This window comes from Mesorhizobium sp. M1348, from assembly GCF_040317925.1.
In the GTDB taxonomy this organism is placed as follows: Bacteria; Pseudomonadota; Alphaproteobacteria; order Rhizobiales; family Rhizobiaceae; genus Mesorhizobium.
The window spans coordinates 40,506-67,305 of sequence record NZ_JAMYLH010000010.1 but is presented as its reverse complement, the minus strand read 5'-3'; the positions used below and the strand labels follow the sequence as shown (position 1 = coordinate 67,305).

General features: G+C 60.6%; 24 protein-coding genes. 18 read left to right on the top strand and 6 right to left on the bottom strand.

Annotated features, from left to right (window positions below; translation table 11 throughout):
• The first annotated feature begins 392 nt into the window (after nt 1–392).
• The 17 genes from NKH13_RS18410 (at nt 393) to NKH13_RS18340 (ending at nt 20,089) form a co-directional block, all read left to right on the top strand.
• A complete protein-coding gene (locus NKH13_RS18410) occupies nt 393–1,154 on the top strand; it encodes a Tll0287-like domain-containing protein (RefSeq protein ID WP_352913514.1) in 762 nt (253 codons plus the stop codon).
• Nucleotides 1,151–3,943, top strand: a complete 2,793-nt coding sequence (locus NKH13_RS18405; protein ID WP_352913511.1) for an ATP-binding response regulator — start codon at nt 1,151–1,153, stop codon at nt 3,941–3,943. The genes NKH13_RS18410 and NKH13_RS18405 overlap by 4 nt, the downstream gene beginning before the upstream one ends.
• Nucleotides 3,940–4,311, top strand: coding sequence for a response regulator (locus NKH13_RS18400; protein ID WP_352913508.1), 372 nt, complete (start codon nt 3,940–3,942; stop codon nt 4,309–4,311). Before NKH13_RS18405 ends, NKH13_RS18400 begins: the two co-directional genes overlap by 4 nt.
• Before the next feature lie 24 nt (nt 4,312–4,335).
• Nucleotides 4,336–5,901 (top strand): adenylate/guanylate cyclase domain-containing protein, encoded by a 1,566-nt coding sequence (locus NKH13_RS18395; protein ID WP_352913505.1) that lies wholly within the window; start codon nt 4,336–4,338, stop codon nt 5,899–5,901.
• A 103-nt stretch (nt 5,902–6,004) separates the two neighbouring features.
• Complete coding sequence (locus NKH13_RS35655; RefSeq protein ID WP_502914572.1) at nt 6,005–6,232, top strand: hypothetical protein; 228 nt, start codon at nt 6,005–6,007, stop codon at nt 6,230–6,232.
• 16 nt (nt 6,233–6,248) lie between these two features.
• Entirely contained in the window at nt 6,249–6,497 is a 249-nt protein-coding gene (locus NKH13_RS35650; protein WP_502914571.1) for a hypothetical protein, read from the top strand.
• A complete protein-coding gene (locus tag NKH13_RS35645; protein WP_502914570.1) occupies nt 6,494–6,703 on the top strand; it encodes a superoxide dismutase in 210 nt (69 codons plus the stop codon). Before NKH13_RS35650 ends, NKH13_RS35645 begins: the two co-directional genes overlap by 4 nt.
• A gap of 823 nt (nt 6,704–7,526) precedes the next feature.
• The gene (locus NKH13_RS18385) at nt 7,527–8,642 is read left to right on the top strand and encodes a Fic family protein (RefSeq protein ID WP_352913502.1); all 1,116 of its coding nucleotides are present in this window, start codon (nt 7,527–7,529) and stop codon (nt 8,640–8,642) included.
• Between the two features lie 437 nt (nt 8,643–9,079).
• On the top strand, nt 9,080–10,126 hold the full coding sequence (locus NKH13_RS18380) for an NAD(P)-dependent alcohol dehydrogenase (RefSeq protein ID WP_352913499.1): 1,047 nt from the start codon (nt 9,080–9,082) through the stop codon (nt 10,124–10,126).
• A gap of 346 nt (nt 10,127–10,472) precedes the next feature.
• Nucleotides 10,473–11,384 carry a carbohydrate ABC transporter permease gene (locus NKH13_RS18375; RefSeq protein ID WP_352719844.1) on the top strand — a complete coding sequence of 304 codons (912 nt, stop codon included), beginning with the start codon at nt 10,473–10,475 and terminating at the stop codon, nt 11,382–11,384.
• On the top strand, nt 11,384–12,283 hold the full coding sequence (locus tag NKH13_RS18370; protein WP_031212286.1) for a carbohydrate ABC transporter permease: 900 nt from the start codon (nt 11,384–11,386) through the stop codon (nt 12,281–12,283). Before NKH13_RS18375 ends, NKH13_RS18370 begins: the two co-directional genes overlap by 1 nt.
• 47 nt (nt 12,284–12,330) lie before the next feature.
• Complete coding sequence (locus NKH13_RS18365) at nt 12,331–13,860, top strand: ABC transporter substrate-binding protein (RefSeq protein WP_352913497.1); 1,530 nt, start codon at nt 12,331–12,333, stop codon at nt 13,858–13,860.
• Nucleotides 13,861–13,925: 65 nt separating this feature from the next.
• Complete coding sequence (locus NKH13_RS18360; RefSeq protein ID WP_352913679.1) at nt 13,926–15,455, top strand: xylulokinase; 1,530 nt, start codon at nt 13,926–13,928, stop codon at nt 15,453–15,455.
• The gene (locus NKH13_RS18355) at nt 15,448–16,773 is read left to right on the top strand and encodes an iron-containing alcohol dehydrogenase (RefSeq protein ID WP_352913495.1); all 1,326 of its coding nucleotides are present in this window, start codon (nt 15,448–15,450) and stop codon (nt 16,771–16,773) included. The genes NKH13_RS18360 and NKH13_RS18355 overlap by 8 nt, the downstream gene beginning before the upstream one ends.
• 79 nt (nt 16,774–16,852) lie before the next feature.
• Entirely contained in the window at nt 16,853–17,935 is a 1,083-nt protein-coding gene (locus NKH13_RS18350; RefSeq protein ID WP_352913493.1) for an ABC transporter ATP-binding protein, read from the top strand.
• Nucleotides 17,936–18,991, top strand: coding sequence for a hypothetical protein (locus NKH13_RS18345; protein ID WP_352913491.1), 1,056 nt, complete (start codon nt 17,936–17,938; stop codon nt 18,989–18,991).
• Nucleotides 18,992–19,174: 183 nt separating this feature from the next.
• On the top strand, nt 19,175–20,089 hold the full coding sequence (locus NKH13_RS18340; protein ID WP_352913489.1) for a sugar-binding transcriptional regulator: 915 nt from the start codon (nt 19,175–19,177) through the stop codon (nt 20,087–20,089).
• 24 nt (nt 20,090–20,113) lie between these two features.
• Here the strand turns inward: NKH13_RS18340 and NKH13_RS18335 are convergent, their stop codons facing one another.
• From NKH13_RS18335 to NKH13_RS18315, 5 genes are all read right to left on the bottom strand, one after another.
• Entirely contained in the window at nt 20,114–20,845 is a 732-nt protein-coding gene (locus NKH13_RS18335) for an ATP-binding cassette domain-containing protein (protein ID WP_352913487.1), read from the bottom strand.
• Between the two features lie 2 nt (nt 20,846–20,847).
• A complete protein-coding gene (locus NKH13_RS18330; RefSeq protein ID WP_352913485.1) occupies nt 20,848–21,828 on the bottom strand; it encodes an ABC transporter permease in 981 nt (326 codons plus the stop codon).
• 195 nt (nt 21,829–22,023) lie between these two features.
• Nucleotides 22,024–23,007 carry a sugar ABC transporter substrate-binding protein gene (locus NKH13_RS18325; RefSeq protein ID WP_023678770.1) on the bottom strand — a complete coding sequence of 328 codons (984 nt, stop codon included), beginning with the start codon at nt 23,005–23,007 and terminating at the stop codon, nt 22,024–22,026.
• A 39-nt stretch (nt 23,008–23,046) separates the two neighbouring features.
• On the bottom strand, nt 23,047–24,252 hold the full coding sequence (locus NKH13_RS18320; protein WP_352913483.1) for a mandelate racemase/muconate lactonizing enzyme family protein: 1,206 nt from the start codon (nt 24,250–24,252) through the stop codon (nt 23,047–23,049).
• A 14-nt stretch (nt 24,253–24,266) separates the two neighbouring features.
• On the bottom strand, nt 24,267–24,986 hold the full coding sequence (locus NKH13_RS18315) for a FadR/GntR family transcriptional regulator (RefSeq protein WP_352913481.1): 720 nt from the start codon (nt 24,984–24,986) through the stop codon (nt 24,267–24,269).
• Between the two features lie 350 nt (nt 24,987–25,336).
• On the opposite strand from NKH13_RS18315, the gene NKH13_RS18310 reads away from it, so the two are divergent.
• Nucleotides 25,337–26,329: a Tim44 domain-containing protein gene (locus tag NKH13_RS18310; protein WP_502914251.1), complete on the top strand. Its 993-nt coding sequence runs from the start codon at nt 25,337–25,339 to the stop codon at nt 26,327–26,329.
• Between the two features lie 93 nt (nt 26,330–26,422).
• Here NKH13_RS18310 and NKH13_RS18305 read toward each other — a convergent pair whose 3' ends face one another.
• A complete protein-coding gene (locus NKH13_RS18305; RefSeq protein WP_352913479.1) occupies nt 26,423–26,632 on the bottom strand; it encodes a hypothetical protein in 210 nt (69 codons plus the stop codon).
• Nucleotides 26,633–26,800 lie beyond the last annotated feature (168 nt).

Here is a 26,800-nt window from a genome sequence, read left to right as displayed (position 1 = left end):
GTGGTGCTAGGCGCCGCAATGATCTGGCTTGGCCTCGACACCGGGCCCTTCACTCGCTGGTCTTCGGCGATAGCCAACAGCGTTGAACAAGACCTCATTGTCACAATCTTAGGTGGGAGAACCTGGTTGACGCATCAGGCGCCCGTTCGGCGCTATGCCCGTGGTCGCCATGCTTGCAGCACCCCAGTGGCTGAAGTCGTCGAAACTGTGGGTTGGCGATGGGGTGGTAGCGGACGTTGGGCGGGGATGGGTTACAAGCCAGTGACGCTTCGAACGGCCGCCGAGTATTTCGTTCGCTCCTTCCCTGAGCTTCGAAGTTTGTCGCTGGGTCCCCGCCTTTTATCGTGTTATGCTAATAGAGACCCAAAGACCTTCCTTGAAGGGAAACGGAAATGTCCGCCATGTCAGCGTTGACGCGGACTTTCATTGCCGCTGTTCTTGTCGGCGGCGCGCTCGTCATGTCGTCGGCCATCGGAGCGGGAGTTACCGACGATGTCGTGACGGCAACGCGACTCGCGGAATTGCTCCGGGCGGGGCGAAGCATCATCTCGAACTATCAGACGCTCATCAATGATCCTGCTCTTGGCGACAAGCACCTCGACGGTGAGCGCATTGCGAGAGAGGCCATCGCCGCTTACTCAAAACACACTGGTCACGACCCGCTTTCCGGCGAATTGACTGAGCGCGACCGTCGTCTGCTTGAGGCCCAGATTGAGGCGATGCGAGAGGTGGTGAACGAACAGCAAGATAACATCAACCGCCCGGGAACCGCTTTCAAAGGGTTCGTGCCAGCCGTGTTTGCGCGTCTGATGAATGACAAGTTCGCCGCCAAGGCCGGCAACGAAGCTCGGGTGCGGGTGACTGCGCCAGAGCAACTCGTGCGCAACCGCAAATCGCTTCCGGACGCCTGGGAAGCACAGATCATCAAAAGCGTCTTGCTAGATCCGCAGAGAGCGAAGGGAAAAGCCTATACGGAAGTCACAGGGGTGGATGGACGCCAGGCATTTCGAATGCTGCTGCCCGAATACTATAGTGGCTCCTGTCTTTCGTGTCACGGCGAGCCGAAGGGCGAGATCGACGTGACAGGATATCCAAAGGAGGGCGGCAAAGCGGGCGATCTGGGAGGCGCGATCAGCATCGTCTTGTTCAAATGAGCGCTTTGGAACAATCACCGCACCGAGTGAAAGCGGTTTCGGCGCCGGCGAGGCCCCCTACACGTCGCTTTGCGAATCTACCGATTTCGGCGCGCATAGCTGCGCTGACAGCGGCCGGCCTTATCAGCCTCATCGTATCCTCCATTTTTCTCACACAGGCACTTTATCGCAGTGCAGATCGAACCGCGGAGACCAAGGCATTTTTCGACGCCGCGTCCACTGCGGCTGCGGCGCACGTAACATTCGGCGAATTGCGATACTGGCTGACCGACCTGTCGGTTAGCTTGTTGATGAATTCCCAGCGTAATGCCGAGCAGGCGCGCGAGCGACTGCTGGCACACCTGGACCGCCTTTCGAAATCATCACCGGATGCGGTCAGGGAAATCCGCGTTGAGATCGATGCCTATGTCAAAACAGCGTTAGAGGCGGCAGACAGCTATACTCAAGACAACCGCATCATCGGCAACACTCTCCTCGCCGAGGCGCGCACCCACAGCGCAAATGTGGATGCTGCGCTTAACAAACTCGTTGAACGAGCGAGCGCCGAGGCAGAAGCCGCCCGGAACGAGGTCGTAACGGAAACCCAGAAAACGGCGACTACTGCTGCTGTTCTGGTGGCCATCGTGGTGACGATCGGGTCGCTTCTCACCATCCTTGTCCTTCGCTCGATCGTCGGCCCGTTGCGGCGGTTAAACCGGGTGATCGGAAATCTGACGGAAGGACATTACGACGTCGAAATACAGGCAGAGGGAGGGGACGAGCTCGGCGCGATGGCGCGGACGCTTCGGCTTTTCCGGGCGAGCGCAATTGAAAAGCAAAGACTGGAAGATGAGGCGGAGCGGCAAAGACGGACGATCGGAGCGGCACTCGAGGCGATTTCTGACGGATTTGTCCTGTTCGACTCGGAGGACAAGGTCCTTCTTGCCAACAGCAAATACTGCGAAATCTTTCCCGATAATGAGCGAACTGATCTGCCTGGGAAAAGCCTTCAGGATATTCTGAAAAGACGCTTGGCGAGCGGGCACGTCGACCTTGAGGGCGCGTCGCCGGAGGAGTGGATTGCGAAGAGGCTGCGCATCCAGAAGGATCCGGCAGGCTTCGTCCACGAGGGTCGCTTCGGAGAACGCTGGGTCCGCGTCAGCAAACGAAAGACGCCTGACGGCGGGACCGTCGCCATTTACACCGACATCACGGAACTGAAGCAGAGAGAGGTCGAACTCGAGCGGGCCAAGAGTCATGCTGAAGCGGCAAATGAAGCCAAGAGCAGCTTTCTCGCGTCCATGAGCCACGAGCTACGCACTCCACTGAACGCGATCATTGGCTACAGCGAGATGCTGATCGAAGAGGCGAGCGGCCAGCAAATGAACGAGTTCGTGCCAGATGTGGAAAAGATCGCCGGGGCCGGTCGCCATCTCCTCGCGCTCATCAACGACATCCTCGATCTGTCGAAGATCGAGGCAAATAAGATGGCAAATTTCCTGGAGACTTTCGACGTCGCCGATTTGTTGCGCGATGTCCAGGCCACAGTCGCGCCACTGATGGCGAAAAACCGAAACAGTTTCGTTCTGGACCTCGTGGGCGACCTCGGGAAGATGCATTCGGACCAGACGAAGTTGCGTCAGAACCTCTTCAATCTCCTCAGTAACGCAGCCAAGTTCACCGAGGGGGGCCGTGTAACGCTGGCGATTCGACGCGAGAGGAGATCGGACGGCGACTGGCTGATATTCAGAGTATCCGACACCGGGATCGGGATGACGCCAAAGCAGCAAGAACGGCTCTTTGACGCTTTTACGCAGGCAGACGCCTCCACCACTCGCAACTATGGCGGGACGGGATTGGGCCTCAGCATAACCCGGAGTTTCTGCCGCATGATCGGAGGCGTCGTAACCGTCAAGAGCGAGTTCGGAAAAGGCTCGACCTTCACAATGGAGATTCCAGCCGAGTACAACGAAGAACCTGGCGAGCAGAAACCCGCCGAGCCGCCGTCGTCGAGGCCGTCGGAACAGGCGGTTCTGATCATAGATGACGAGCCAGCCGCCCGAACTCTCATCGCCAAGGCCTTGGCAGAGGCGGGACTGGCATCGATCGAAGCAGCAAGCGGCGAGGAAGGCATAGCCGCAGCGCGAGCGCATCGCCCGGCCGCAATCATTCTCGACATCATCATGCCGCATCAGGACGGCTGGTCAGTGCTGCGCTCACTGAAGGGCGATAAGGAGCTCTGCGAGATCCCGGTAATCCTTGCGACGATACTTGCAGATCGCGAACTCGGCCTCTCACTCGGTGCGGTCGAATACCTCACGAAGCCGATCGACACCCGGAGGCTTATTCGAACGATAGAGGCTTGCGGCGGCGGCAACCGCGATGTGCTTGTTATTGACGACGATCAAGCCTCGCGCGACTTCCTTCGGCGTATCCTGATCAAGAAGGGTTGGCGGGTTCACGAGGCAAGCGATGGCTTGCGGGGCCTCAAGCTGATGAAGCGATTGCTGCCGCGTCTGGTCCTGCTTGACCTGCTGATGCCCGAAATGGACGGGTTCCAGACGCTGAACGAGATGCAGCAGGTGCCCGAACTGCAAAACATTCCGGTCGTCGTCGTAACTTCGAAGGATTTGTCGGCGGACGAACTCAAATGGCTTCGCGACAGGGCGGTCTCGGTTGTGACCAAGGGCGCAAACAGTCGGTCCAAGTTGGTCGAGGCCCTCGAGCGCCAGATCTTCCCACTTGAGTCGACGGGTGCCGGCAACGCCGATTGCGGAAGCGCCCCTATAGTTGAAGGAAGCCAAAGATGACGAGGATCCTTCTCGTAGAAGACAACGAATTGAACCGCGACATGCTCTCGCGACGGTTGTCGCGGCGTGGGTTCGAAGTCCTCATTGCGGAAAACGGACAATCGGGGGTGGAACTCACCGTTTCGGAAAGGCCCGATCTCATCCTCATGGATATGAGCTTGCCGGTCATGGACGGGTGGGAGGCGACGCGGCGGATCAAGGCTGATCCGGCCACCTCCGGGATCCCGATCATTGCGCTTTCTGCGCACGCGATGGCCAGCGATCGCGAAATGGCGCTCGAGGCCGGCTGCGATGACTACGATAGTAAGCCGGTGGAACTGTCGCGACTTGTCGGGAAAATTGAACAATTGCTCGCCGCGAATCGATGAGGCTCGGGCGGACGGTATGAAAATATGACTGCCAAGAACAAGTTCCAACGGCATGCGATCGCCGTCCATCTGGCACAGCAGCTCGCCGGACCGGCGCGGGCAATCTCAGGACTTCAGGAGTTGCTGACCGAACAGGTACAGAGCCTCGGTCTGGTCCACATAACACCCGACCTACAGAAGGTCGGCGCCGCTGCTTGCGAACTGAATAGCCTGATCAACAGCCTGATCCACGGCAAAGCCGATAATGAGAACCGGGCAGGGGCCGAGATCGAGGCGAAACTGCGCCATGACTTGCGAACGCCGCTCAACGCGATCATCGGCTATTCCGAAATGATTCGTGAAGAAGCCGAAGAATTGCGCGAATATGCGCTGGAAGAGGATGTCACGGTGATGCTCGCCGCGGCGGCCGAGTTGTTGGCGCATGTCGATGCAATTGCCGGCCTCTCACGCGCACCCGGCAGCGAGGAACCGCGGACCACGGATCAGGCTGAGATCGATGCGGCAGGGCTCGAACGGGCACTGATCAAGGCAGAGCACGACGCAAGCTCCGGCCACGGTGGCCGCATACTTGTCGTCGACGACATCAACAGCAACCGCGGTCTCCTCTCGCGCCGCTTGCAACGTGACGGTCATCAGGTAGTCACTGCCGAGTCCGGTCCATCAGCGCTGGCTCACCTCGCGGAACACGAGTTCGACCTGGTTCTGCTTGACCTCCTGATGCCGGACATGAACGGCATCGAGGTGCTCTCGCGATTGAAAGCGGAGCGCCGATGGCGGCATATCCCTGTCATCATGATATCGGGGTTGGACGAAGTGGACGCGGTGGTCCGCTGCATCGAAGCGGGGGCGGACGACTACTTGCCTAAACCTTTCAATCCGGTCCTGCTGCGCGCCCGGATCAACTCGAGTTTGGAGAAGAAACGTTGGCTCGACCGCGAGCACCAGTATCTTCAGCGGATCGAGGCGGAGAAGCGGCGGGCTGACTCGCTTCTCCATGCGATCCTGCCCGGTCAGATCGTGGCACGGCTGCAACGGGGCGAAGAGTTCATTGCCGACCGGTTCGATGAAGTGACCATCCTTTTTGCCGATATTGTCGGTTTCTCGAGCATAGCGGCAAGGTTGCCGCCGGCGGACCTGATCAAGCGCCTCGATGGGCTATTCAGCACGTTCGACGTCTTGGCGGAGAAGCATTCCGTGGAGAAAATCAAGACCATCGGAGACGCCTATATGGCTGCAGGCGGTGTTCCGGAACCGGCAGCTGACCATGCCGACAGGATCGTGGCACTGGGGAAATCGATGCTGGACGCGTTGAAGCCCTTAGCGTGGGGCAACGATAGTTTTCGGATCCGCATTGGCGTGCACACGGGACCGGTGATCGCGGGCCTGATCGGCCGGCATCGATTCGTCTACGACGTCTGGGGTGAGACCGTGAATATTGCAAGCCGGCTCGAGTCTCAGGGCGTGGCCGACCGCATGCAGATTTCGGAGGCAACCAAGCAGGCCCTGCGCACCTCCTGGAAGCTCGAACCGCGCTGCAATGTAGAACTGGCAGGTGTCGGCAGGATTGAAACCTATCTCGTTCAACACTGATGGGAACAATGTCTGACTACCTAAGGGAATTTCGCGAAGCGATGCTTGGGGTCGCAACGATTGCATGCAGCACTAGCGTTCCACTTTCACCCGGAGTTACCTCATGAACAGGCGTCAGAGCCTTCTATTTCTCGCCGGAGCATCGGCCGCCGCAGCCAACACAAGCTTGTTAGGCGCCGCGGCCTTGGCGCAGGCGACCGAACCCTTCAAGCTTCCGCCGCTTGGCTACTCGAACAACGCATTGGAGCCGCACATCGACGCGACCACGATGATGATCCATCACGACCGTCATCACGCCGCTTACGTGAATGCCTATGCCACTTTGGCCTGAGCTCGCCAGCACGCCGATGGAGGCTATTCTGGCAGATTTGGGCAAGGTCCCGGAAGGCGTGCGCAGCGGCGTGCGCAACAATCTTGGGGGACATTGGAATCACACTTACTTCTGGGAGCTGATGACGCCGGGGGGACCCAACCAGCCCGGTGGCGACCTCAACGCCGCCATAAGCAGCACCTTCGGCAGCTATGCGGGCCTGACCGAAAGCTCACGGCGGTTGGCCTTGGCCGCTTTGGATCCGGCTGGGTATGGCTTGTCGTGAACAAGGACAAGAAGCTTGAGATCGTCAGCATAGCCAACCAGGACACGCCGCTCGAGCTTGGGGCTCATCCAGTGATTGGCGTCGACGTCTGGGAGCACGCCTATTATCTCAAGTACCAGAACCACCGCGCCGACTACCTCAAGGAATGGTGGAGCGTGGTGAACTGGGACAAGGCGCTCGCCAATTTCAAGAAGGCGATCGGCTGAGGGGGCCGTAGGTCGCACCGCCTCAACCCTTCCGCTCGGCGGCAGCCGGCCGCGTTCGCGGTCACAACTGTGTCTTTTTAGCGTCTCGCGCGAATACCGAGCGGTTCGCGTCCGGGGTAGCGCCTTCGGTTCAGATCCCGGTCGCCAATTCCGCGACTGGCGTGTCTGTCGTATCAGCACCTTTGACAGAGGCCATATTTTCACTACCTTGCCCGGACATCCCCAAGCTGTGACCGATGGGCTGCAAAGGGTCAGAGACGCGACCTTCGCAGCATCACTGGGAAGGGTCCGCAAGTGGCGCAGACGTGCGTCTCGCCTGTTCACTCGGATGTCTGCGTTTCGGATCCGGCTATGGTCTGCTCAACGACGGACATGCGGCGCATTGCGGTCATTCGGAAACGCGGGCGGCGGAAGTCACCGATGAGTCAAAATCTTTCGGGTTCGAAATGATGGGAGCCAGGTTAAATCTCTAGGTTCGCCAATTGATCGCCTGCACATACTGCATTCGGTACAGCATGACCCAACGACTGTGTCCTAAGCTTTGCAATTTCTTGTCTTTTTCGTTCACTCCGTCCCCTCCATCATTGTCCTGACTCGCAATTTCAAGCTCGTGGTGCTCGATCTCGATTTGTTGTCAGGCCGCTTGCCGACGATAGCAAAAGAACGCCTCCTCTAGTGGGTCTTGCGATATGGCGGTCTACGACTCGAACCCCGACACGTTTGCCAATTGTTGACGTATCCGACAGGACTCTGAGGCATAGCGAGGATTGCTATAGCTCACCTTTCGGGGCATCATGAGTTATAGAAAGGTGCTCTATAACTCATGGTATGGAATTGGGAGCAGGCTGACTGGCCGCACTTTACCTACGATAAGAAGGTATTGGAACCGCTGGAAAGCGAGTTCCGGTTGCGATCGGGCGAGTTCCTGGGCGTCTTTCGTCATGTCGGTGCCGACGATCGCGACCAAATCCGCATCGACCTTATCAGCGAAGAGGCTTTGAAGACATCCGCGATTGAAGGGGAATACCTCAACCGCGAGAGTTTGCAATCATCCTTACGCCAGCAACTTGGCCTGGGAAGCGAAACCAGGCACATTCCGCCGGCCGAGCGCGGCATCGCTGAAATGATGGCCGATGTCTACTTGCATTTTGCCGACGCACTCTCGCACCGCACCCTCTACGCCTGGCACAAGATGGTGATGTCGGGTGAGCGGCGTATCGAGAGCATCGGCAGCTACCGCCAGCATGCCGATGCCATGCAAATCGTTTCCAATCGGCTGGATAAGCCCAAAGTGCATTTCGAAGCGCCGCCGTCGGCCCGGGTGAAGACCGAAATGGACGCCTTCGCGGCTTGGTTCAACGAAACCGCGCCCAAAGGCAAAATACCGATTCCGGCGCTGACGCGTGCCGGAATCGCGCACCTTTATTTCGAGAGCATTCACCCGTTCGAGGATGGCAACGGGCGCATAGGGCGTGCCCTCTGCGAAAAGGCGTTGGCGCAAAGCCTGGGTGAGCCCAGTCTCATCGCTTTGGCGTACACCATTGAATGCCACCGCAAGGCCTACTACGACAATCTGGAGGCCAGCAATAAGAGCAACGCGATTACGGATTGGCTGCTTTACTTCGCTAACACGATCCTTGAAGCGCAGCGCGTAACGCTTGCCCGTGTCGAATTCTCCGTCGCCAAGGCCAAGTTTTACGAACGCTACCGCAGTCAGTTCAACGAGCGGCAGGAAAAGGTCATCACCCGGATGTTCCGCGAAGGTATAGATGGTTTCAAGGGCGGTCTCAGCGCCGAGAATTACATCGCCATCACTCAGGCATCCCGCGCGACAGCGACAAGAGATTTGCAGGACCTCGTTGCGAAGGGTGCACTAATAAGAACCGGCGAACGACGACACACACGTTACGCATTGAACATTCTTGCTGGCCGAGCGTAAACCACAACAAAGACAGAAGAAGCAGGCTGTCAAAGAGCCTGCCTGCCGGAGCATCGAGGGGTGGCGGGCTGCAACCTGGCAGGAGGTCCTCGAGGCCATCGCATCACAGCATGCCCTGTTCGCCTCTTCGCCAAAACAGAACCGAAAGATGGGAGAAATTTGTGTGCAGCGAGTGTGCACGTCGCCCTCTAAACACTGGTTCCTATTCTGATGCCCAACCCATCACTGGATACCTCAGAGCACCCCGGATGACCAAACGCTAATTCGGCGCCGGCATGGTCGGCCTTCAAACTTCGTTGGCCGGAAAGTTGGTACGGATAGTCGGAATCAGGCAACACCAGTTTCCGAACTGGATTTTGAGCGGCTATAATGAACGTACCGAATGCAAGTAAGGTCGAGGAGGCCTCGAACAATCGGCATTAGAGGAGATTACGTCGATGACGAATGTTCGCGCCCTTGTCCTTGAACGCCAGCACGAACTCACGCTGCGTGAGATCGATGTGCCACAGACCGTAGGCGCGGGCGAAGTTCGTATCAAGATCCATACGGTGGGCATCTGCGGCTCGGACGTGCACTACTACACGCATGGCCGCATCGGCCCGTTCGTGGTCGAAGCGCCGATGGTCTTGGGCCACGAAGCCGCCGGCACTGTCGTCGAAACAGGGGAAGGCGTCGAGCATCTGAAGGTCGGCGACCGCGTCTGCATGGAGCCGGGTATCCCCGATCCCAATTCGCGGGCGAGTCGGCTCGGTCTCTACAACATTGACCCGGCTGTCAGATTCTGGGCAACGCCGCCGATCCACGGTGTGTTGACGCCCTATGTCGTCCACCCCGCCAACTACACTTTCAAACTGCCCGACAATGTTAGCTTCGCCGAAGGCGCCATGGTGGAGCCTTTCGCTGTCGGAATGCAGGCGGCTGCCAAAGCAAAGATCGCGCCGGGCGACACGGCGGTGGTGATCGGCGCAGGGCCGATCGGCACGATGGTGGCGATCGCGGCACTTGCCGGCGGCTGCGCCCGCGCCATTGTTGCAGACTTCGCCCAACCCAAGCTCGACATCGCCGGCGGCTATCAAGGTGTGATCCCGGTCAACATCCGCGACAAGGGCCTGGCGGCGGAGGTAAATCGCCTGACCGATGGCTGGGGCGCCGACGTCGTCTTTGAATGCTCGGGCTCGTCCAAGGCATGGGAGACCCTGCTCGATCTGCCGCGGCCCGGTGGCGCGGTGGTGGTGGTCGGCCTGCCGGTGGCGCCGATCGCATTCGATGTCGCCACCGCCTCGACCAAGGAAGTCCGCATCGAGACTGTGTTCCGATATGCCCACCAATATGAGCGGGCAATCGCGCTGATGGGGTCGGGTCGGGTCGACCTAAAGCCACTCATTTCGGCGACCTTCCCGTTCGAAGATTCCATCGCCGCCTTCGACCGCGCAGTCGAAGCCCGGCCGGCGGACGTAAAGCTTCAGATCCGATTGCCGGACTAGCGAGTTCCAGAGAAAGGGACCGGACGGTCCTCCCGATCTCCTCGACGGTTGCGTAGCTTCTTGGGCTGCCAAATTGCCGGCGGCCCTGAGCGCTTTTGATGCTGGCACACGGCATTTGCCGGCGGCGTTCCGTCCAAAAACAACTCCATACCCGGCGATGACGGCATCCACCACGAGCAAATCCCTTGAGCGCTGACGGACCTACGGACCCGACACTTGACAAATCGGCGGCCGTCCGACACGTTCTTAACAAAAGGCACAACAAACTTACAAAAGTTCAAGTTGGCACAATCTGGCCGATAGGGAGAAGGCCGATGCATCTCTGTGACCGAGCGGAGATTTGCACGTGAGCAGCGCTATCCTCACGCGGCCGACTTCCAGGTGGGCCCTGCCCCGGTTCATGACGGCCGAGCATCCTTTCCCCTGGCTCGCGCCGATCACGGTGATGCTTCTCGTTTTCGGCATCTATCCCCTCGCCTATTCAGTCTGGCTGTCGTTTCACAAACGCAATGTCGTCTCCCGGCAGCTTGACTTCGCCGGGCTCCACCAATGGACGCGCGCCTTCTCGGATGCACGTATGTGGCATTCGCTGGAAACCACGCTGATCTACACCTTCGTCGCGCTTGCGGTTCAGCTTGCGCTCGGCATCCTCATCGCGCTTCTGCTTGACACCGATCGCAAAGGTTACGGCGTGCTGCGGGCGCTGATGACACTGCCGCTGGTGGTGCCGCCTGCGGTAACCGGAATGATGTTCCTGCTGATGCAGGACGGATCTTTCGGCGTCCTGTCGTTCTACCTCTATGCCCTTGACCTGATCTCGCCGGCACAGCCGATCCTGACGCAGCCCGGAACCGCATTGGCGGCGATCCTGTTGGCAGACATATGGCAATGGACGCCGTTCATGGTGCTCATTATCCTGGCAGGGCTCAGGGCGCTGCCGAAGGAACCTTTCGAAGCCGCGGCGATCGACGGCGCCAACGGCATCCAGACGTTCTGGCGGCTCACATTGCCGATGCTGCGCAAGGTGATAGCGGTCGCGGTGCTGATCCGCGGCGTCGATCTCTTTCGCATCTACGACTACGTTTACATCATCACCGCCGGCGGGCCAGGCACGGCCACCGAGACGCTTTCATTCTACGCTGGCCGCATCTACTTCACCGGAGACTTTCCCTATGCCGCGACCCTGTCACTGATCGTGCTCGTCGTCTTGATCGTCGTGTCGAACCTCTTCGTCAGGCTGTTCAAGGTGAGGTTCTGATGGAGTCGTCGCGCGCCCAAACGATCGCCCGTGACGTGCTCGCCGTCCTTGTGGTGGCGATCTTCATGTTCCCGATCGCGTGGTGGGCCCTGTCGTCCATAAAACCCTATTCGGCGATCTTCGATCGCAGCGGACCGGTTTACACCGGTTTCACGCCGACGCCGGACAACTACCGTGTGACGTTGCTTGGCGTTTCGCGCGTCGACATCGGCATGGAACAGGGCGGCGAGGCGGCCGGGGTCATCAAGGGTGGCGCGAGCTCCTACGATTCCCGCCAGTCGTTGCTCGACAGCGCCATCATAGCCGTCGGATCGACGGCGCTGACGCTGCTGCTGGCCACCCTGGCCGCCTATTGCCTGTCGCGAATGCAGTTCAGCGGCCAGCAGTCCTTCCTGTTCTGGATTCTCTCGCAGCGCTTCATGCCGCCAATCGCGATCGTCATTCCGATCGTTTTCATGTTCCGCGATCTCGGCTTGCGCGATACCTATACGGGGCTCATCCTCGTTCACAGTTTGATTAACCTGCCGCTGGCGGTTTTGCTTTTGAAGTCGTTCTTCGACGATGTTCCACGCGAGGTTGATGAGGCAGCGCTGATTGACGGCGCGACGCGCTGGCAGACATTCCGACGCGTGGTCCTTCCCATGGTCAAGGGCGGCATCGCTGCGACGGCCGTGCTGTGTTTCATCTTTTCGTGGACCGAGTTCCTGCTCTCACTGTTCCTGACAACGTCGATCCGCACTGTGCCGGTGAAGATCTCGACCTTTGTCACCTCGACCGCCACCGAGTGGGGCTACATCACAGCGCTCGGCACGTCCGCGATCATACCCAGCTTCATCTTTATCCTGCTGGTTCAACGGCATCTGGTCCGCGGCCTCACCCTCGGATCCCTGAAGGAGTGAGGCGCAGACGAGAAGAACGACGACAAAAACGCAATGGAGGAACGATCATGAGCTTCAGTGAACACGACAAGAAGACATTCGTCACCGATACCTGCAATGACTTTACGGCGCGCCGAATAACCAAACGCGACTTCATGAGGAAGATGGCGCTTGCTGGTGTCGGCTTTTCTGCCTTCGGATCGGCCATGCTAGGAGGCGGCCGCACCAATCGGGGGATGCTGGGGCTCGGGGTTGAGGAAGCCCGCGCCCAGGACGCCGACATGCTGAAGTGGCTGGCCGACGTCGGCAAGCCATATGCCGGCACCAAAATCCGCTACACTTCGGAAGCGACGCCGCCAACGATCGTTGCCAACCAGCTTGTCGCAGGTGAATTCACTAAAGCAACCGGCATTGAGGTGGAAGTCGAGATCGTGCCGCTGGAGCAGGTTCTCGCCAAGGCGACGCAAGACGTACAGGGCCAACTTGGCACCTACGACGTCTACTATCTCGACCAGTCCTGGATGGCGACGTTTGCCCAGGATGTCGTCGATCCGCGCGAGTACTATGACCAGAACAAAGACCTGGCGATGCCCAACTTCGACTGGGACGATTTCTCCAAGCCGCTGGTCGACGGCATTGCCATGTACAACGGCAAACAGTGCGGAATTCCATTCGATATTCCGATCTTCATCCTGATGTACCGCAAGGATCTTTTCGACAAACACAATATCGCGCTGCCGACAGACCTCGACGCCTACCTCAAGGCCGTGCAGGCGCTCACAGAGGCAGAAAAAAGCAACGGCATCTTCGGCACCGCGTGCCAGGCGAAGTCCGGCCACTATTCGCTGGAATGCGACTGGACCTTCGCATTGTGGGGCCATGGCGGTTCGATCTTCAACAAAGACAAGAAGTTTGTCGGCAATGACGAACGCGGCGTGGCCGGGCTCAAATTCTATCAGGAGCTGGTCAAGAACTCGCCGCCGTCTGCGACGACTTGGACGTGGGACGGTCAGGGGCAGGCGTTGACACAGGGTCAGGCCGCCATGGCAATCACCTGGGGCGAGGATTTCCCCGGCTTCGACGCCAACGATTCCAAGGTCAAAGGCCTGTTCGAGGCCCTGCCCGCGCCCAAGGAAGTTCCTGGCCGTCGCGCCGCCGCCGATTGCGGCTTCAACGAAATCCCGGCCGTCGGCCACCAGGGTGGCTCGACGATTTCGCTGTCGCAATATTCCAAGAACAAGGAAGCAGCATGGCTGTTCATGCAGTGGGTCTGCTCGAAGGATGTGATGGCGCGGGTATCGACGCTCGGCGGCGGCGCCTCGCCGATGCGCAATTCTTCCTTCACCGATCTTCGCGTGAAGGCGAAGGCCGTCGTCGGGCCTGGAACGACACGCCACTTCGACGCGATCAAATACACGATCGACAACCAGATGGGATCGGAGCCGGACATGCCGATCTGGGCGGACCTGTCGAATAACGACATTCCGGTTGAGCTCGGCAAATTGCTTACGGGCCAAGACTACGGCGGCGACGCCAAGGCATGCCTGGATGCCATGGCCGGCATTGTCGACGGCAAAGTCAAGGACGCCGGTCTTTAGCGGCTAGTCGGTGATTTGGGCGAAGGCGGCTTCGGCCGCCCTCGCCGTTTGGCAATGTGGTGGCAATGGTTCCGGATCTCGTCATCGGCATTGATTCCTCGACCTCGGCAACCAAGGCGATCGCCTGGGACCGCAATGGTCTGGCCGTGGCTGAAGGTCGTGCACCGCTTGCGATGTCGAACCCGCGTTCGGGCTATTTCGAGCAGGATCCGGCGGAATGGTGGACCTCGACGGTCGCAGCGCTGCGCGCCGTGACGTCAACGGTTTCGCCGGCACGCATTGCCGCCCTTGCCATTGCCAACCAGCGCGAAAGCTTCGGACTTTTCGACGAGCAAGGCGAAGCGGTCGGGCCGGCGACGCTCTGGCTCGATGAGCGCGCCCGGCGGAAGGCACGCCGCTTCGGCGAGAGCTTCGGCGCGGCACGCGTCCACGCAATATCCGGCAAGCCGCTGGATGTCATTCCTTGCCTTTACCGCATGATCTGGTTTCGTGAGGAAGAGCCCGAGATTTTTGCCCGGGTGGAGCGAATGGCCGAAGTTCACGGCTATCTGGTGTTTCGCTTGGGCGGCCGGTGGGTGACGTCCACCGCATCCGCCGACCCGATGGGCATACTCGATATGCGAGCTATGGACTGGTCGAACGATATACTGGGCGCAGCGGGCGTCGCCCGGCGCATGATGCTGGATCTGGCGCGGCCCGGCACCGTTCTGGGCCAACTAACTTCGGAAGCCGCCATGCTGACGGGCCTGCGGGAGGGCACGCCGATCGTCGCCGGCGGCGGCGACGGTCAATGCGCCGGCACGGGCGCGGGTGTGTTGCAACCGCGATGCGCTTACATCAACCTCGGCACGGCTGTCGTCTCTGGCAGCTTCGGCATCGACTACGTCCATGATTTGGCCTTCCGCACAGAGACGGCGGTCGCCGATGACGGCTATATCTACGAGACGTGCCTTCGCGCCGGCACTTTTCTCGTCGACTGGATGGCGCGCGAAATGCTTGGCGTCGATCTGCATGGCGCAAGCGACGCCCTGGAGGCGCTCGAGGCCGAAGCCGCTGCCAGCCCGATCGGCGCAGGCGGCATAATGCTCCTGCCGTACTGGCAGGGCGTCATGGACCCGCACTGGGATAGTGCTGCCCGAGGCGTCATTGCCGGGCTATCCGGCTCCAGCCGGCGAGGCGACATCTATCGCGCCGTGCTGGAAGGCATAGCGCTGCATCAGACCGCAACAAGTCAGCGAGCCGCTGCGGCTGCCGCCCAGACCATCGACCAATTCATAGCGATCGGCGGAGGAGCGAAGTCCGACCTGTGGATGCAGATTCTGGCCGATGCACTCGACCGTCCCGTAATGCGTTCGAGGACGGTGGAAGCCTCCTCGCTTGGCGCGGCGATGGCGGCGGCAAAGGGCGTGGGCTGGTTTTCCACCATCGCCGAAGCGTCGCTCGCAATGGCCAGCGAGCCGGCCAAAACCTTCGAACCGGACGCGAAACGGGCCGCGCGCTACGCCGAGCTTCTTGCGATCCATGCCGATCTTTGGCCAACGCTTTCAGCCTGGAACCAGCGCCTCGCGGCCTTCATGGAGGCCAATCATGGCTGAAGCGACCAACTGGAACGCGTTGATCGAGGACGTCGTGGCAGGACGCTGGACAGATCCCAAGACAGGCGCAGCCGCGGTCCTGCCGTTCCAGACGATCGAATTGCTGGAGACGACGGAGGGCCGCGAGGCGGATCTCGTTGCGCCGCTGAAGCTGGGCAGCCGCATCGCCGTGGTTTCCGATGTCAACACCGTCGATGTGATGGGCAAGCGCATCGCGAGGGCGCTGCGCGGCGTGGCCGACATCGACGAAATCGTGCTGCCTGACGGCCTCGACTGCGATGAGGCAACGATCCAGATGGTCAGGGAGAAGACGCGTCACGCCGAAGGGGTCGTGGCCGTCGGATCGGGCGTCCTCAACGACAGCTGCAAGCACGCAACCTTCCTCGACGAGCGGCCCTATGCCGTCTTCGGCACGGCCGCCTCGATGAATGGCTACGGCGCTTCGACAGCGTCGGTGACCCTGGCCTCCGGGCTCAAGATCTCGCTGCCCTCGCACGCGCCCCGGGGCATCTTCCTGGACCTTGGCGTGTCGGCGGCAGCGCCCGCCTGGCTCAGTGCCGCGGGGCTTGGCGACAGCCTCTGCCGCTCCACGGCCCAGATCGACTGGTGGGCTTCGCATCGGCTGTTCGACACTTACTATTCCGGGGTGCCTTATTTGCTGCAGGCGGGCGATGAGGAACCGATGCTGGCCCATGCGCCTGGCCTTGCCAGGCATGACATCACCGCCGTCGGGCATCTCCAGCGCGTCCTGACGCTGTGCTCGATGGGCGTGTGCTTCGCCGGCGTTTCCCATCCCGGGTCCATGGGAGAGCACCAAATCTCCCACTGGATCGACATGTTCGCGCAAGACCATCATCCCGGCACCACGCACGGCCAGCAGGTCGGGGTTGCCTCGCTAGTCATGGCGCGTCTGCAAGCGCGGCTGCTCGACACGGATGAACCGCCGCAGGTAAAGCCGACCGTCATCGACGAGGCGGCGATGCTGGCCCGCTACGGCGCGCAACTTGGACCACTTTGCATTGCCGAGATGAAGAAGACAGCACTCGACGCTCGCCAGACGGAAAGCATCAACCGCAGGCTTGCGGAAATCTGGCCGGCGCTGCGCCAGGAGGTTCGGCCGATGGCAATGCCGGTCGCCCGCATGGAGGCGGCACTCAAGGCTGCGGGAGGGCCGGTCACCGGCGCGGAACTAGGCCTGCCGCGCGCGCTTTGGCACGATTCCATTCGCTATTCGCGGGAAATCCGCGGCCGATGGTCCTTTGTCAACCTAGCCGCCGATGCGGGGCTGCTGGAAGAGTTTCTGGAGGATGAATGGTGAGACCGCATCGGATCGTCGCCGATGCCTCGCAGGGCGACGTGGAATCCAACCGGCAAGGGCAATCGAAGGATCGCAATTAATGGCGTCTGTCACCATCAGCAACATAAAGAAGGACTATGGCGCCCTCTCGATTATCGATGGACTCGATCTCTCGATCGAGGATGGCCAGTTCGTCGTTCTGTTGGGGCCGTCTGGCTGCGGCAAGTCCACGCTGTTGCGTATGATAGCCGGTCTCGAGCCCATCACGTCTGGTGAGATCACCATAGGCGACAGGGTCGTCAACACGCTCCATCCCAAAGATCGCAACATCGCGATGGTCTTCCAGAATTACGCGCTCTACGCGCACATGACAGTCTTCGACAACATGGCCTTTTCCATGCAGTTGAAGAAACGCCCAACCGAAGAAATCAAACAGAAGGTCGGATGGGCGGCGGCGATCCTCAATCTGACCCCCTATCTGGAACGGTACCCCCGCCAGCTTTCGGGCGGTCAGCGGCAGCGCGTCGCGATGGGCCGCGCCATCGTGCGGGACCCAACTGTATTCCTGTTCGACGAGCCGCTGTCCAACCTCGATGCCAAGCTGCGGGTGCAGATGCGCACCGAAATCAAGGAGCTCCACCAGCGGCTGAAGACCACCACCGTCTATGTCACGCATGACCAGATCGAGGCCATGACCATGGCCGATGTCATCGTCATCATGCGCGACGGCCATATCGAGCAGATCGGACGCCCGCTCGATGTCTATGATCGCCCTGCAAATCTCTTCGTCGCCTCGTTCATCGGCTCGCCCGCAATGAACATGTTCAATGGCGAGGTGGCTTCCGAACGCGACGCCTGGGTGGTGCGGACCGACGAGCTATCCCTCCCGCTGCCGCCAGGGGCTGCGGTCCGGCCTGGCCAAAAGGTGATCTACGGCATTCGCCCCGAGCATCTTCGACCAGTGGCCGACGGGCGCGGCATCCCGGCCAGGATTACGGTTGTCGAGCCGACCGGCCCCGAAATCCACATCTTTGCCAGCATGGGCAACACCGCGATCTGCTCGGTGCTGCATGACCGCATGGAGGTCTCTCCTGGAGCTGTGATCCATCTGGAGCCGGCGCCTGAGCGAATCCACCTGTTCGACCAAAGCAGCGGCGAGCGGCTGGACAAGGGAGGAAGCTGAGTGGCGCAGATCATCATCCTCGGCGCCGGCGTCATGGGCTCTGCCATGATGCTTCCGGCCGCTTACGCTGGTAACCGCATCACTCTTGTCGGCACTCATCTCGACGAGGAGATCGTCGGCTCGGTGGCCAGCACAGGCCGTCATCCACGCCTCAACATCTCTTTGCCTGGCGCGGTAACCGTCTGTTCCTGGACCGAATTCGGCGCGGCGATGAATGACGGACCCGATCTGCTTGTACTCGGCGTCTCGTCGGCCGGCGTTCCTTGGGCGATCGAGCGCATTGCAGAAAGCATCAAGTCGCCCGTGCCGATACTGATGATTACGAAAGGACTTGCAGCAAGCGACGAAGGCATCGAAATCCTACCACATCTGCTTGCCCGCGAGATCGAGCAACGCACTGGCTTGTCGGTCCCGGTGATGGCCGTCGGCGGACCGTGCATTGCCGGCGAACTGGCCGCACAGCGCGATACCTCGGTGATCGTGGCCGGGCACGATCGCGACCAGGTGGCCGCGACGTCCCGCATTCTGCGCGCACCTTTCTATCATGCGCGATCGTCATCCGATCTCGTCGGCGTCGAGATCTGCGCCGCTTTCAAGAATTTCTACACACTCGCCGTTGGGGCTCCGGTTGGGCTGCTTGAGCGCGACGGAAAGGCGCCTAATGGCGCGCTCATGCACAACCTAGCCTCGTCACTTTTCTCGCAGTCCCTCGCCGAGATGGCGATTCTGGTCGAAGCTCTGGGTGGAAAAATCGAAACGGTGCTGGGGCTGGCCGGCTCCGGCGATCTTTATGTGACCTGCCAGGCGGGCCGTAACGGTCGCATGGGGCGCCTGCTCGGCCGCGGCCTGCCCTATTCCGTGGCGAAGCGCGAACATATGAGTTCGGACACGGTCGAGGGCGCGCAACTGGCGCTGGACCTTGGTCCGACTTTGAAGAATATGATGGGCCGGGGTGTACTTCCCCACGATCGCCTGCCGCTGACGACTGCCATCATCGACGCGATTTGCCATGATGCTCCGCTGGTTTTGTCCTTCGACCGCTATCATCGAGGCTAGCGGAGCCGGGGAAACTCGATTGATGCCTCATATCGATGAGCACATGGCTCCGCCGAGCCCGCTCTGGACCCGCTGCCGCGGAGTGGACAGGATGATCTGATGGAGAAACCAGCACGAAAGAAACGCGACGGCCGCCAAGCCGTAACGAGTTCCGTCACGGCCGATCGCGAGGAGGGGCTGCTCGTGCGCGCCGCCTGGCTTGCTTATGTCGGTGACCTTACCCAGGCGCAAATCGCCAAGTCTCTTGGCCTGACACGCCTTCGCGTCAACCGGATGCTGGCGCATGCCCGCCAGCGGGGAATCGTTCAGATTCGTATCAATTCCAAGGTGGCGAACTGCATCGAGTTGGAGCACCGGCTGCGGGACGCCTATGGTGTCTCCGACCCAATCGTGGTTCCGACACCGCCCGATCCTGCCCTGGTGCCACAGGTGATCGCAGCCGCTGCCGGTGAAGCCCTGTCGCATAGAATCCGTGACGGGATATCGGTGGGCGTGGGATGGGGACGGACGCTCCAGCTTAGTCTGCGGTCAGTGACCGTACGCCCGGTCAAAGGGATGTCGGTCGTTTCCCTGCTTGGCGGGCTCACGCGTGGATCGGCGATCAACATCTACGAGATCGCTTCGCGGCTCGCGGCGCTTTTCGATGCGGAATGCTTCTACATCGCGGCACCGGTGTTCACGGACACCGAGGCGACGCGCGACCTGCTTATGCGCCAGTCTATTCTGGAAGACGCCTTCACCCATGCCCGCGACGTTGACGCCGCTTTCGTTTCGGTGGGCGCGGTGCACAAGGACGCCACCATCTTTCGGATCGGACTGGTAGGAGACGATGATCTCAGATCGCTCCGCGAAGCCGGCGCGGTCGGCGATATTTGCGGCCACTGGATCGGCGCCGACGGACAACTCGTCGATCACCCGCTAAACAGCCGCGTCATCGGCCTCGCCCCCGAACATCTGCGCGACGTCGACACTGTGATCCTGCCCTCCGGCGGCCTCGACAAGGTTCCGGTGCTGCGCGCCGTGTTGCGTCTGGGAGTCGTCGATGTGCTGATCACCGACGAGAAAACCGCTGAGGCGATCCTTGCGGAAAAGCCGTAGCGCAGACTGACCTCTGGGTGATCGTCACAGAACCTCGTGGATTTCCTCGATCGAAGTCTCGCCGATCCGCTTGTCGAGAACGATCTCGCCGCGCGCCATCGCAACGACCCTGTCACAGCATTCGAAAACATGCTGCATGTTGTGGCTGATGAAGACGCTGGTGATGTTCTGGGCCTTGAGAGCGCGAACGAAGCCGATCACCTTTCGCGTCTCCTTCACCGAGAGATGATTGGTCGGCTCGTCGAGAATCATGACTTTCGACTTGAAGTGCATGGCCCGGGCGATCGCCACGCCTTGGCGCTGGCCTCCCGACAGTTCGCCGACAAGCGCGTCGGGTGACCTCAGATGCAGATCGACGTCGGCGATCGCCTTGACGCTTTCGTCACGCATGCGCTTCTGGTCCAGGATGCCGATGCCGAAAACCGAGCCCTTCACCGGCTCGCGTCCGATGAAAACGTTGCGAGCGATGGTCATGGTCGGGACCATCGAATTGTACTGGTAGATCGTCTCGATGCCGCGATCCATGGCGTCGCGCGGGTTCGAGAAGCGGACCGGTTCACCGTCGATCCTGATCTCGCCGCCATCGGGCTTTTGGGTGCCTGAGAGGATGTTGATCAGCGTCGATTTGCCGGCGCCGTTGTCGCCGACAAGGCCCAGTGCCTCATCGGGGTAGATGTCCAGCGTGACGTTCTTCAAGGCGTGGACGCCGGAATACCATTTCTGGAGTCCCTTGATCGCGATGATGGGTGCCGCCATGATCAGGTCTCCACCTTCATTGCCCTGCCCCGCTTTCGAAGCCAGGCGTTCACGACGACGGCGAAGATAGTCAGGAAGCCGATTGCCATCTTGAACCAGTTGGCGTCAACCTGGCTCAGCACCAGTCCGTTGTCGATGACGCGGATAAGGGCAGCCCCGATGATGCCGCCGAAGATGGTGCCGATGCCGCCAGCCAGCGAGGCGCCACCGATGACGGCAGCCGACACAGCTTGCAACTCCAGCCCCTCGCCGATCGAAGGCAGCGGCGCGCCGAGCCGCATCACCTGAATGGTGCCGGCAAAGCCGGCGAGCACCGAACAGATCATGAAGCAGGCGACCTTCACCCGGGCCGTCGGGATGCCCATCGATTGCGCGGCGGGCAGAAAGCCGCCGGTGGCGCGCACCCAGTTGCCGAAATTCGTGCGCGACAGGAGCACCGTCACCAGGATCGCCACGGCGACAAACCAGAAGAACGACATGCGAAAGAGGTCGCCCGGCCCGACATAGATCGTAAACAGCCATTTGGGCAGAGCGTTAGCTGGGATGACAGGAGGGAAGCCACCGGAGATTACCACCGTTAGCGAACGCGCGATGAACAGCAAGCCAAGCGTGGTGATGAAGCTTGGTATCGCGAAACGAATCGTTATGAACCCGTTGAAGAAGCCAATCAGGGCGGCGATCGCGAGGCCTGCGGCAAAGGCCGGCGCGAACGGCACGCCTGCCGCGAGCATCACCGCCATGGTCATCGGGGTCAGCGCAAAGACCGAGCCCACTGAAAGATCAAACTCGCCGCATATCATCAGCAGGGTCACGCCGATCGCGACCAGCCCCATTTCAGGCAGCAGCCCAAGCATTCCCCGCACGTTCTGCGTGTTCAAAAATACGCCGTTCGAGCGAATCTGAAAGACGAGGAGGAGGAGGAGCAGGAACACAACCGCCGCAAGCTCCGGCTTCTCCAGATAAATCTTCATCAAGCGCTTCATCATTCGCTCCGGCTTAGGATTGTTTGCGCTGGCTTGTCGCATCGGCAAGGGGGATGGCGGCAGTCTGTCTTCTACCGCCTTTGACGGGGAGATGCCGTTGGAGGATGGGACAGAGCCAACGCCCAAGGCCGTGCTGCCTGGCCCTCCCCCTTGCCCTCTCCGCGAAAAGAACGAGAGAGGACGCCGGCTTCGCGCCTACCGCACGCCTTGCGCGGCCAGTTCCTTGAGTTTCGGCACGTCTTCCTTGACGATGATGCCCTTGCCAGTGTCGATGTCTGCCGGCAGCAGACCGACGTTCTTGGCGAGATAGGCTTCCATCACCGGCATGAAGCCCTGCATGTAGGGCTGCTGGTCGACCTGGACCTGGATATAACCCGCTTCCATCTGTTGCAGGACCTCCGAGACGATGTCGAAGCCGCCCATCAGCACCTTGCCCGGCTCTATGCCGCGATCGATCAGTACCTGGGCGACGTAGGCATGCCAAAGGCCGGTGTCGAAATACACCGTGGTGTCGGGGTGGGCAGACAGATAGGCGCCAACACGATCGGCGACGACGGCGCCATCTGTGCCGGTGTCGAGCCGTTCAATGACCACTTCGCGTCCGGCATTCGCGGCTTTGTATTCCTCAAGGAACTTCATGACGCCGGCAGCTCGCTGTTCCGACCAGTTCTGACCGGGCGCGGAGACGCCGACGAGCGCCCTGATCTTGCCTTCCTTGGGGAAGAACTCGGACATCTTCTTGCCGAGTTCGTAGCCGGCGGGAATGAAGCCCTGGCCGATGAAAGCCTGGCGGGCATTGCCGGCTGCACCCTCGGTGTCGTCGACGTTGGACGCGATGACCGTGACGCCGGCAGCGCGGGCGTCGGCGATGATCTGGTCGAAGGCATTGTTGTCGACGATCGAGGTGATCAGCGCGTCCGGTTTTGCCGCGAGTGCCGCCTGCATGTTGGCCGATTGTTGCTCGATCGAGCCTTCGGTCTGCGTGAAGACCATCTGGCAATTGGCCTGGATCTTGGCGCAGGCGTCGTCAAACCCCTTCTTCACCGCCTGCCAGAACGGGTTCGACGCCGACGAATGATGCGTGAAGACGATGTTCATCGGCTCCTGGGCGCGTGAGCCGATTGCCGAGCCTCCAGCCAGTACTGCTCCCAAGGCTGCCGAGATAAGTAGCTTCTTCATGGTTCTCCTCCTCCGTAGAAAGCTGCTTCAGGTTCATTTTCAGAGAGTCGATGCGTCGGTCACCCGTCGAAGCGCCGTGAAGGCGCGATCGATTTCCGGGTTCAGTTCCATGCCGAGGCCCGGTCCGGGAGGCACGGTGATCATGCCGTTCTTCACCTCCGGCAAAGCGGTCACAAGGTCGCGGTACCAGGTCTTGTAAAAGGCCCTGACGCTCTCCTGGACAAGCGCGTTCGGCGCATTCAGTGACAGGTGGGTCGATGCGCCGAGCACAACTGGACCGGTGCAGTCATGTGGCGCGACCGGCAGGTGCCATGCTTCAGCCATGGCAGCGATCTTGCGCGCTTCCGAGAGCCCGCCGCACCAACTGATATCGAGCATAATGACACCGGCCGCTCCGGTTTCGAGAAGGTCGCGGAAGGCCCACCGGGAACCGAGCGTCTCCGAAGCCGATATCGGCGCCAGCGACGCCTCGGCATAGCGTTTCAGGCTGGACAGGCTGTCCATCCTGATCGGATCTTCGTGCCAGAAGGTCTTGTAGGGCGCAAGCTCGCGAGCGATTTGCATGGCCGGCAGCAGCTGCCACATTGAATGGAATTCAACCATGATGTCCATCTTGTCGCCGACCGCATTGCGGATTTTCTCGAATGGCGCCAGCGCGGAATTCAAGTCGGGCTGCGATATGTAAAGGCCGCGCGTTTTCTCGGCGGCCATGTCGAAGGGCCAGATCTTCATGGCCGTGATGCCTTCCTCCAACAACGAATGCGCCAGTTCGTCGGCGCGGTGAAGGAAGCTGTTCAGATCATCATAGGCCTCGCCCGCCTTATCGAGCCCGTAGTTGGCCGTCTTCTGCCCGGTGGCCTTCTTGATGTATTCGGTTCCGGCACACGTGTTGTAGGTCCTGATCTCGTGCCGGGTGAAACCGCCGAGGAGCTGTGCGATCGGCTGACCCGTCGCCTTTCCGAACAGATCCCAAAGCGCGATATCGAAAGCGGAGTTGCCCCTGACTTCCGCGCCCGTCGATCGGAAACCGAGATAGCCGACGAGGTCGGCGGCAAGCAGATCGATCTGCAAGGGGTCGCGCCCGATCACGCACGGCGCGACGTATTCGTGCAGATAGGTCTCGACGGTCTCAGCCATGAAGAAGGTCTCGCCCAGTCCGACGAGGCCCTCGTCCGTGTGAACCAGAACCCAGAGAAGGTTGGGCCGCTCCTTGAGCCGCAGCGTTTCCAGTTTCGTGATCTTCATTGCGCGCCCGCTCCTCAGGCGATGCCGGCCGCCAGCAGGGCCTTGACGCTCTCGTCAAAATGCCTCGCCATCAGGTCACGAGCCGACTGGGGATCACCGGTCTCGATTGCTTCGGCGAGCTCGATATGGATCTGGATCATCTCCAACTGCTCGGCATCCGAAGGGCGGCTGCGCCAGCCGATCGGCCAGGTCTGGCGCGATACGCGCTCGAACGCGCCGACGATGAGGCTGAAAACCGGATTCTTTGCAGCCTTGGCGATTTCGAGATGGAAGGCGAGATCGTGCTCCATGACCTCTTCCGGCCGCCGGAAATTCTCGCGCATGGCGAGCGCGTGGGTCCTGATCCTTTCCACTTCGTCGGCTGTTCTGCGCAAGGCCGCCAGCATGGCGGTGCGGGTCTCAATCGTGCGGCGCACGTCGTAGATTTGCTGCACCGTGATCTGCTCGGTGTGGACGCCATGCTCGATCACCAGCGACATGGCGCCATAATCCAGCTCGGCGACGGTAGCCCGTCTGCCTGCCCTCAGGTCGATCAGCCGCATGGCGGCGAGCGAGCTGAAGGCCTCGCGAACCACGGTACGCGAGACGCTCAATTGTCTCGAAAGCGCGGCCTCGCTGGGCAGCCGGTCGCCCGGCCCGAGTTCATGCGCGCGAATATGGCGCGTGATCTCGCCGATCGTATTGCTGACCAGGCTCGCAGCGTCGGAATGTTTTGCGGATACGGCCGTGCTCACGCAATCTCCAGTTCAGGAGTGGGCAAACCTGTATGGCAGGTTTTCCAGATGTGTTGATAGTACTCAGGAAAGCTGTATGTCAAGCTCGAGCCGGCGTCATCGCCGGAAGACCGATGACCAGAGGCTTGCATGACCGATGCTCTTGACGCGACCGATGCCGGTCGGCCGGGTGCGGGGCGCCTGCGTGATCGGACAGGCGATCATCTCGCTTGGGTAGGCTGGACATTCTCGTCGTGAACACCGGCGGGCGGCCGACCATGCCGTCCGAAAATATCTCGGCGGATGATTCACTGATATTTCGATCGACGCACCCCATATGAGCGGAAAGAGTGTCACTTGAGGACTTGCCTATGCTGATTTCGCGTTCAGGACGGTTTGCAGTTTTGTTTGCAGGGTTGTTCCTGGCGTTTTCCATGGTCGCTGTGGATCACGCCGATGCGCGTCGTGGCGGCAGCTTCGGCAGTCGCGGCATGCGCACTTTCCAGCCGGTCCCGCCGACGAGAGTTGCGCCGCAACCGGCCGCACCTGTCGAGCGCTCGATGACGCCGAATGCCGCAACGAACAATGCGGCCCGTCAGCCGCAGGCATTCCAGCGCCCGGGCTTCTTCAACGGCCTCGGCGGATCGATTATGCGGGGGCTGCTTCTCGGCGGTTTGATCGGCGTTCTTCTGGGCCATGGGTTCGGCGGCTTGGCCGGCATGTTGGGTCTTTTGCTCCAAGTACTGCTGATCGGCGGCGTGATCATGCTGGCGATCCGCTTTTTCCACTCGCAGGCGGCCCAAAGCCCGGCGCCCGCTATGGCCGGTGCCTCGCGGGGTACGGAAACCTTTTGGCGAAGCGCAGTAGCCCGGCCTGAGCCGAGCAACGCCACAGCCTTCCCCATTCCAGGTATTGGGTCAGGATATGGCGGAACGAGCCAAGACAATGCATCCGATGAGATCACACTCACCCAAACTGATCTCGACACGTTTCAACAGCGGCTGACGGAAGTTCAGGAAGCATTCGGGCGCGAGGACCATGCTGCCTTGCGCCGCCTGGCGACGCCAGAAATGGTTTCCTATCTGTCCGAGGAACTTGCCGATAACGCCAAAAAGGGCGTCAGGAATGATGTATCGGATGTCGGTCTGCTGGAGGCCGATATTGCCGAAAGTTGGCGAGAGAGTGATCGCGACTACGCGACGGCTGCTTTGCGCTATGAATCTCGCGACGTGACCCGCGATCGCATAAGCGGCAAGATCGTTGAGGGCCAGCCCGATCAGCCGACGGAGACAACCGAACTGTGGACCTTCACGCGCCAGAACGGCGGGGACTGGAAGCTCGCCGCGATCCAGCAGCCTGGCTGATGTGCTTGCCTGATTGAATGTCCCCAGGAGGCTTGTTCAGTTTTGTCGGCTGCGCGCTTGAAGCCCGGTCAGCCGAGGTGAAGCAGCGCCGTCCTATCGGCCCAGGGGCAGCTTCGAAGTCGTACTCAGTTCGGCCTCGTCCATCACTCCGGCCATGTAATTTGCAATGATGCGCGATGCGAGCGCTTCATGCTCATGCTCGGATTGACAGTCACCCTTGAGCCCGTCGAATACCCGGCCCAGAAGCGCCAGCTCGGATGGATTAAAAATACCAGCAGTCTGGGCTTTTCGATGGATTGGCATGGCCAATTCTCCGTCTCGGATGTTCTCAGCCGAACGATAGAACCGCCCCTCTAAGATTTGCATTAAAGTTTGCTAAGATCATGCTGGATAGCCACAGAAAAACGCCCGTCACGTGGAACAAGGGCATTGCGTGGCGCCGCGGATGCCACCGCCGCACTGTGGGCGCAC

Bases quoted from the DNA above. Each gene is read 5' to 3' on its own strand.
- NKH13_RS35650 (WP_502914571.1), top strand. From the start codon at position 6,249: ATGGAGGCTATTCTGGCAGATTTGGGCAAGGTCCCGGAAGGCGTGCGC.
- NKH13_RS18305 (WP_352913479.1), bottom strand. From the start codon at position 26,632: ATGCCAATCCATCGAAAAGCCCAGACTGCTGGTATTTTTAATCCATCC.
- NKH13_RS18360 (WP_352913679.1), top strand. From the start codon at position 13,926: ATGGTTCCGGATCTCGTCATCGGCATTGATTCCTCGACCTCGGCAACC.
- NKH13_RS18325 (WP_023678770.1), bottom strand. From the start codon at position 23,007: ATGAAGAAGCTACTTATCTCGGCAGCCTTGGGAGCAGTACTGGCTGGA.
- NKH13_RS18380 (WP_352913499.1), top strand. From the start codon at position 9,080: ATGACGAATGTTCGCGCCCTTGTCCTTGAACGCCAGCACGAACTCACG.
- NKH13_RS18350 (WP_352913493.1), top strand. From the start codon at position 16,853: ATGGCGTCTGTCACCATCAGCAACATAAAGAAGGACTATGGCGCCCTC.
- NKH13_RS18310 (WP_502914251.1), top strand. From the start codon at position 25,337: ATGCTGATTTCGCGTTCAGGACGGTTTGCAGTTTTGTTTGCAGGGTTG.
- NKH13_RS18400 (WP_352913508.1), top strand. From the start codon at position 3,940: ATGACGAGGATCCTTCTCGTAGAAGACAACGAATTGAACCGCGACATG.
- NKH13_RS18405 (WP_352913511.1), top strand. From the start codon at position 1,151: ATGAGCGCTTTGGAACAATCACCGCACCGAGTGAAAGCGGTTTCGGCG.
- NKH13_RS18335 (WP_352913487.1), bottom strand. From the start codon at position 20,845: ATGGCGGCACCCATCATCGCGATCAAGGGACTCCAGAAATGGTATTCC.
- NKH13_RS18410 (WP_352913514.1), top strand. From the start codon at position 393: ATGTCCGCCATGTCAGCGTTGACGCGGACTTTCATTGCCGCTGTTCTT.
- NKH13_RS18355 (WP_352913495.1), top strand. From the start codon at position 15,448: ATGGCTGAAGCGACCAACTGGAACGCGTTGATCGAGGACGTCGTGGCA.
- NKH13_RS18385 (WP_352913502.1), top strand. From the start codon at position 7,527: ATGGTATGGAATTGGGAGCAGGCTGACTGGCCGCACTTTACCTACGAT.
- NKH13_RS18365 (WP_352913497.1), top strand. From the start codon at position 12,331: ATGAGCTTCAGTGAACACGACAAGAAGACATTCGTCACCGATACCTGC.
- NKH13_RS35655 (WP_502914572.1), top strand. From the start codon at position 6,005: ATGAACAGGCGTCAGAGCCTTCTATTTCTCGCCGGAGCATCGGCCGCC.
- NKH13_RS18320 (WP_352913483.1), bottom strand. From the start codon at position 24,252: ATGAAGATCACGAAACTGGAAACGCTGCGGCTCAAGGAGCGGCCCAAC.
- NKH13_RS18370 (WP_031212286.1), top strand. From the start codon at position 11,384: ATGGAGTCGTCGCGCGCCCAAACGATCGCCCGTGACGTGCTCGCCGTC.
- NKH13_RS18395 (WP_352913505.1), top strand. From the start codon at position 4,336: ATGACTGCCAAGAACAAGTTCCAACGGCATGCGATCGCCGTCCATCTG.
- NKH13_RS18330 (WP_352913485.1), bottom strand. From the start codon at position 21,828: ATGAAGCGCTTGATGAAGATTTATCTGGAGAAGCCGGAGCTTGCGGCG.